The organism is Synechococcus sp. R5-15 (genome assembly GCF_047462035.1).
Lineage (GTDB): Bacteria > Cyanobacteriota > Cyanobacteriia > Thermostichales > Thermostichaceae > Thermostichus.
The window spans coordinates 1-6,637 of the sequence record NZ_JANSIK010000143.1; the positions used below are offsets into that span (position 1 = coordinate 1).

Genomic DNA, 6,637 nt, shown 5'->3' on the forward strand with positions numbered 1-6,637 from the left:
GGGTGGTGTGGCTACCGAGATCAACACGGTGAACTTCACCAGCCCCCGCACCTGGTTGGCTGCTCACAACTTCATCTTCGGCTTCCTGTTCTTTGTCGGCCACCTGTGGCATGCCGGTCGCGCTCGCGCTGCCGCTGCTGGCTTTGAGAAAGGGATCAGCCGCGAGAACGAGCCGGTTTACCGGATGAAGCCGATCCGATAAGGGCATAAGTCCCTCTGGAATGTACCTTTGGCCCCCCTTGCCGGGGGCCTTTTTTTGGGCATCCCCCCCTCAAGGATTGGCAGAAAGAAAGTTTGGGGTGGAAACTGAAGAGCACCGAGTCATCAGAGCAGATGCACAAGATCCCTGTTACCGTCATCACCGGATTTCTGGGATCCGGCAAGACCACGGTGATCCGTCACCTTTTGCTCAACAACCAGGGCCGCCGCATTGCCGTGTTGGTTAACGAGTTTGGCGAAGTGGGCATCGACGGCGAGTTGCTGCGGGATTGCCAACTGTGTGAGGGGGAGGGATCCATCCCCATTCTGGAGCTGGCCAACGGCTGTCTCTGCTGCACGGTGCAGGAGGAGTTTTTGCCCACCATGGAAGCTTTGTTGCAACGGCGGGCAGAGCTGGACTGCATCCTGATCGAGACTTCAGGACTGGCCTTGCCCAAGCCCCTGGTGCAGGCTTTCCGCTGGCCCACCATTCGTACAGGCGCCACGGTGGATGCGGTGATTACGGTGGTGGATGGTCAGGCTCTGGCCTCTGGGCAACTGGTGGGGGATCCGGCGGCCCTGGAGGCGCAGCGGCAGGCTGACGAAAGTTTGGACCATGAGACTCCGCTTGAGGAATTGTTTGAGGATCAGTTGAGCTGTGCCGATTTGGTGGTGCTCACCAAGGTGGATCAGATTACCCAAGAGGAGCAAGCTCGGGTGGAAAGCTGGCTGCGGCACCACTTGCGCCCTGAGGTTCAAATCCTCCCTTGTGAGCGGGGGCAGGTTCCTCCAGAAGTGCTCTTGGGCTTTAATGCAGCGGTGGAAGACCAGCTCGAGCGCCGCCCCAGCCACCACGATCACGGGGAGGAGCATGAGCACGAAGCTTTTGAGTCTTTCTACCTCAGCTTGGAGGGAGGTTATGAGCCGGGATCCCTGGTGGCTCAGCTACGCCGGTTGGCCCAAGAGGAATGCCTTTACCGGATCAAAGGATTTGTGGCCGTTCCCCACAAGCCGATGCGCCTGGTGCTGCAGGGGGTGGGATCCCGATTTGAAACCTACTACGACCGCCCCTGGCGACCCCAGGAGCCGCGCTTGACCCGACTGGTGCTGATTGGGCAAAACCTCAACCGCGAGCGCATTGCCGCCCAGCTCCAGGCCTTGGCCATCAGAGAAACGGTGGCCCCCACCGGCTGATCCCTGTCGGAGGCGAGTGGGATCCCTTGGGTCCTCGGCTCTCATCCCCCCGTCCCAGAGGGAAAGGAAGCAGCGTCCAGTTCTACTGTTACTCAAAGGTGGTCTAGAGGTAGGTATCCAAAAGAGAGGCCACGGTGGGGAAGTGGCAGCGCAAACCCAGGGTTTCTGGGGAAATGGCCGGGTAAACAAAATGGCGCTGGCGCAGACAGAACTCATCCCAGGCTGAAAGCCGCACCCGAAATAGAAAGGCCAAGCCGCGAACGAGAGCCGGGGGCAGAGGCACTCGGAAATAGATCCGTTTTTTGAAATAAGCACACATCTGTTCCACACATTCATCCCAGGAGACGGGGGGATTGCCCAACACCCAATCGCCGCCACCAGGCAGATGGGCCACCCAATAGGCCACCATCTCGGCCACATCGGCAGCGTGGATAAAGTGGAAGCTGGCATCCACCCGCAAAAAGCGGATCAGATCCAGCCAGCGGAGAACGTCCTTGAGGCCGGCAGTGATGTGGGAGTAGGGGTGGTGGGGGCTGCCGCCAAAGAGCAGGGTGGGATAAAGGGTGAGCAGGCGCTCCGGCCAGAAGCCGCTTTCCTGCCGCCGCAGCAGCATCTCGTACTTGCTGCGGATGTAGTCGGTGCCGGCCCGTCCGGCAATGGCCAAAGGCTCCAGGTCCTGGTTCAAAAGGCTGGCCGTGGAAAAGTAGATCACCTGCTGACAGCGCTCCGGATCCAACAACTGAAAGAGCTCCAGGGTGTGGGTAACATTCACGGCCCAAGCCAGGGCGGGATCCCCCCAAGCCGCTGCCATGTGGATCAGCCCATCCATCTGGCGCAGCAGAGCGGCGTGTTCCCGGATGCGTAGGAGATCGCCGGGCACCCAAGTGATGGGGGCAGGGAGTCGTTCCAGGGGCAGCCGTAGGCGGCTGGTCTCGCGGATGAGAACGTACAGGTGGTAGGCAGGCTGCTCAGGAAAATCGGGATCCCTTTGCTGGGCCAGGCGCTCCAACACATAGTGCCCCAGGCAGCCGCTAGCGCCGGTAAGAAACAGGTTTCGCAAGAGGTCTTCCCAACGGGACTCGATGAAAAAAGCTTCTGACTAGTGTACCGCTTCAGCTTCTGTCTGCCGGACTGCCTGAGCCCTCAATTCCCCTGCAAGAGAGCCGCTCGACTTGGCAAACCCCACACTGGAAATCTGGCCGCAAGGATGTCAGCATAGTTCGACAAGAATCCAACTCAAAGAGCGCACCACTTAAGGTATCCATCTGCATCTGTGGCTGTAACCTCCTCTCCGCCTTCCCGTTCCCGCGCTTTTGACCTTTGGCCTCCCCTGGCCTTAGTTTTGCAGCGGATCACCCAAGCCGTACCGGTGCTGCTGTTGATCACGCTGCTCAGTTTTTTGCTGTTGCAACTGGCCCCTGGGGACTTTTTGGATCCCTTGCGGGCGGATCCCAGTGTCAGCCAGGAGTTTATTGCCCAAGAGGAAGCGCGGCTGGGGTTGGATAAGCCCTTGGTTTGGCAGTACTTGACCTGGCTGGGCAACCTGCTGCAAGGGGATTTCGGGGTGAGCTACACCTATCGCGTGCCGGTAGCACAGCTCATCCTCTCCCGCGCCGGCGCTACCTTGCTGTTGGCGGTGTCCTCTGTGGTGCTGACTTGGCTGGTCGCCATTCCCCTAGGGATCCTGGGGGCGCTGCGGCAGAACACCCCCCTGGATCGGGCGTTGCAGTTGCTCAGCTACCTGGGCCAGGCCATGCCCAGCTTCGTGCTGGCCATTTTGCTGCTAATTGTGGCCCAAAACGTGAGCTGGCTGCCGGTAGGGGGGATGACCAGTGTTTATTTTGCCGAGCTTAGTTTGGGGGAAAAGTTGCTGGATCTGGGCCGCCACCTGCTCCTGCCCACGCTGGCCCTGAGCATCACCAGCTTTGCCGGGCTGCAGCGGATTACGCGCGGCAATTTCTTGGATGTGCTGCGGCAGGAATACATCCAGGCGGCGCGGGCCCGTGGGATCCCAGAGTGGCGGGTGATCTGGTTGCACGCGCTGCGCAACGCCGTCAACCCCTTGATCACGATCTTGGGCTTTGAGTTTGCCAATCTGCTCAGCGGCTCTTTTATTGCCGAGTTTTTCTTCAATTGGCCGGGGCTGGGCAAGCTGCTCTTGGAGGCTGTTCAAAGTTTCGACATCAATGTGGTGATGGCGGGGCTTTTGCTGGGGGCCGTGATGCTCATTCTGGGCAATTTGTTGGCCGATTTGCTCCTGATGTGGGTGGATCCCCGGATCCGACCCGACTCACTGCTGTAGTTAACCATTGCTGCTACGGATCCCTCAAACAGGCGGCTCAATTGTGGAGACAATATCCCGAATCACCGCCTCAGCCTCTTGCCGTCGGTTGCCGGCCATCTCTCCCGACCCGGCCAGAGAAACCCGATGGGTCAGTACCGGCACGAACAGTGCTTGCAGATCTTCTGGTAGACAAAAGCTGCGCCCTTTCACCAGCGCCTGAGCCCGTGCTGCCCGCGCCAAGGCCAGGGCTCCACGGGTGGATACCCCCGCCCGCAGCAGCTTGGACACGCGAGTGGCCTGCACCACCTGCAGAAGATAGTCCGCCAGGGATCCATCCAAATACACCTGATCCACCGCCGACTGAATCTCCCGCAACTCCATCAGGGAGAGAACCGGCTGCAGATCATCCACCGGCTCGGCCTGTTGCCGTTGCAACAGCAAGGCTCGCTCTACCTCAGGGCTGGGGTAGCCAATCGACAGCCGCACCAAAAACCGATCCAACTGGCTTTCTGGGAGGGGATAGGTGCCGTGGTACTCCAAAGGATTTTGGGTGGCCAACACCATAAATGGGCTGGGCAGCGGGTAGGTGCGATCGTCCAGCGAAACCTGCTTTTCCGCCATTGCCTCGAGCAGAGCACTCTGGGTGCGGGGCGAGGTGCGGTTGATTTCATCCGCCAAGACCACGTGGGCAAAAATGGGGCCGGGACGAAATTCAAAATCCCCTTTTTCTTTGTTGAAAAGGGTGAGGCCAAGGATATCTGTCGGCAATAGGTCGCTGGTAAATTGAATCCGCTGAAACTTGGCTCCCAAACTGTGGGCGATGGCCCGCGCCAAAGTGGTCTTGCCTACACCGGGCACATCTTCAAGCAAAACATGACCTTCCGCAACCAAGGCCGTGACCACCGCCTGCACCACCTGCGATTTGCCCTGAAACACGGATTCGATATTGGCAATCAGCTTGCCAATCTGTTGGTGCAAGGTTTGTAATCGCTCCGCTGGGATCCGTGCTGAACCAGACCGGGTGCTGACACTCGCCATAAACCATTCCCAAAGGGGCCTATTCCACCTTACAGGCTGGATCCCATTGCCAGCTCAGGGCGGGATCCCGCTAAACCCCAGTGAAAAACCGGAGTATCATAGACCTAAGCCCTCCACAAGGATGGATATCTTGGAACTGTCTTGCAAAAGTGAATATGCTCTCCTGGCCCTTCTGGAATTGGCCCAGCACTACAGTGATGGCCAGGTGCTGCAGATCAAAGAAATTGCGGCCCATCAGTCCATACCCGACCGCTACTTGGAGCAACTGCTGGCCACCTTGCGCAGACAGGGGTTGGTGCGCAGCCAACGGGGATCCAAGGGAGGCTACTTCCTGGCCCGAGCACCCTGGCAGATCTCGCTGCTGGATGTTATCCAGGCCATCGAGGGGGAAGATCTCACCCGCTCCCGCGACTTGCCCTCGGGCGATCTCACCCCAGAGCGGGAAGTGCTCCTGAAGGCCTGGCAAGATGCCCAAGCTGCGGCGGTAGCCATTCTCCAGAAGACCACCCTACAAGACCTCTGCGACCGGCAGGCACAACAGCAACAGGCTCGGCTTATGTACTACATTTAAGCCAGAGGCTGGGATCCTTGGAAGGTTTTGGGTTATCCTGAAACCCACTGCTTTTTGAATTGAGCCCTTCCATGACCGTTCGCTCTTCTCGCTCTCAGGCTGCCGATACGTTTTCCGCGGAAGATTTTGCCCAGGCTTTAGACAAGCAAAACCTCAGCTTTCAACCGGGGCAGGTGGTGCAAGGCCGCATCTTCCAACATCAGAACGATGGCGCTCTGGTGGATATTGGCGGCAAATCCCCGGCCTTTTTGCCCCTCAAGGAAGCAGGGATCCGCCCAGGGGAAGATTTGAGTGCGCTCTTTCCTTTAAAGACAGAAGCCGAGTTTCTCATCCTGCGGGAAGATGCAGAAGGACAAATTGTGCTCTCGGCGCGGCGGCTGAGGCTGAAGCGGCTTTGGGAAGAGCTGGCCCAGAAGCAAGCCAACGGCCAGACGGTAACCGTTCCGGTGATCGCCACCAACAAAGGGGGGGTGGTGGTGGATGTGCAGGGGCTGCGCGGCTTCATTCCCCGCTCCCACCTCAGCCAACGGGAAAGTCTGGAGGAGTTGGTGGGGCAATCCTTGACAGCAAGCTTTATCGAGGTGAACCCAGAAGCCAACAAGCTGGTGCTCTCCCAAAGGGCGGCTGTAAAGTCCGAGAACCTGAGCCGCTACACCAGTGGCCAAGTGGTGGAAGGCAAAGTCAGCGGACTAAAACCCTTCGGTGTGTTTGTGGACTTGGAAGAAGGGGTAACCGGGCTGTTGCACATCAAGCAGGTCAGCCAAAGTTTTGTAGCCTCGCTACCGGATTTGTTCAAACCAGGCCAACGCATCAAAGCTGTTGTCATCGATGTGGATGAGGCCAAGGGACGGATGGCCCTCTCCCTGCGGGTGCTGGAAAAGCATCCGGGCGAGGTGCTGGAGCAGCTGGACAGGGTTATGGAGGAGGCCGAAGAGCGGGCCGGTAAACTCAAGGGGAGAATAACATCCGACGGCCAAGTCATCTGATCCCATTACGGCAATCAGAGGAAAATCACGCAAAGTGGCAAACAAATGATACGTATAACGGTATAGTGCTCAACGCCTTACGGCAATCAGAGGAAAATCACCCGTTTAGCAATCGACTCTGGAAACGTTATGACTAAGTGCTCAACGCCTTACGGCAATCAGAGGAAAATCACTCCAGAGCCCGGCTCAGAATTGGCATGTTTTTGTAGTGCTCAACGCCTTACGGCAATCAGAAGAAAATCACGGAGGTGCCACTCCCGACCGTCTTCGTCATTAGTCGTGCTCAACGCCTTACGGCAATCAGAGGAAAATCACTGGAACTAGAGCGACTGATCCTCTCCAGCTCCACCGCGTGCTCAACGCCTT

Annotated in this window: 6 protein-coding genes and 1 pseudogene; 5 read left to right on the top strand and 2 right to left on the bottom strand. The window is 58.3% G+C overall.

Translation table 11 applies throughout. The features are described 5' to 3' along the window. Together NW839_RS11705 and cobW are read left to right on the top strand one after the other, a co-directional pair. Nucleotides 1–202: pseudogene (locus NW839_RS11705) on the top strand (Photosystem II reaction center protein); the annotation flags it as partial. Nucleotides 203–333: 131 nt separating this feature from the next. Continuing rightward, nucleotides 334–1,392: a cobalamin biosynthesis protein CobW gene (cobW, locus tag NW839_RS11710; RefSeq protein ID WP_414351639.1), complete on the top strand. Its 1,059-nt coding sequence runs from the start codon at nucleotides 334–336 to the stop codon at nucleotides 1,390–1,392. A 103-nt stretch (nucleotides 1,393–1,495) separates the two neighbouring features. On the opposite strand, the gene NW839_RS11715 is transcribed toward cobW, so the two are convergent. Continuing rightward, on the bottom strand, nucleotides 1,496–2,452 hold the full coding sequence (locus NW839_RS11715) for an NAD-dependent epimerase/dehydratase family protein (RefSeq protein ID WP_414351636.1): 957 nt from the start codon (nucleotides 2,450–2,452) through the stop codon (nucleotides 1,496–1,498). A 213-nt stretch (nucleotides 2,453–2,665) separates the two neighbouring features. On the opposite strand from NW839_RS11715, the gene NW839_RS11720 reads away from it, so the two are divergent. After that, nucleotides 2,666–3,694: an ABC transporter permease gene (locus NW839_RS11720; RefSeq protein WP_414351633.1), complete on the top strand. Its 1,029-nt coding sequence runs from the start codon at nucleotides 2,666–2,668 to the stop codon at nucleotides 3,692–3,694. Nucleotides 3,695–3,718: 24 nt separating this feature from the next. Here the strand turns inward: NW839_RS11720 and NW839_RS11725 are convergent, their stop codons facing one another. Then, on the bottom strand, nucleotides 3,719–4,714 hold the full coding sequence (locus NW839_RS11725) for an AAA family ATPase (RefSeq protein ID WP_414351630.1): 996 nt from the start codon (nucleotides 4,712–4,714) through the stop codon (nucleotides 3,719–3,721). 130 nt (nucleotides 4,715–4,844) lie between these two features. On the opposite strand from NW839_RS11725, the gene NW839_RS11730 reads away from it, so the two are divergent. Together NW839_RS11730 and NW839_RS11735 are read left to right on the top strand one after the other, a co-directional pair. Continuing rightward, nucleotides 4,845–5,285: an RrF2 family transcriptional regulator gene (locus tag NW839_RS11730; protein ID WP_414332250.1), complete on the top strand. Its 441-nt coding sequence runs from the start codon at nucleotides 4,845–4,847 to the stop codon at nucleotides 5,283–5,285. Nucleotides 5,286–5,356: 71 nt separating this feature from the next. Further along, complete coding sequence (locus tag NW839_RS11735) at nucleotides 5,357–6,271, top strand: S1 RNA-binding domain-containing protein (protein WP_414351627.1); 915 nt, start codon at nucleotides 5,357–5,359, stop codon at nucleotides 6,269–6,271. Nucleotides 6,272–6,637: the final 366 nt, after the last annotated feature.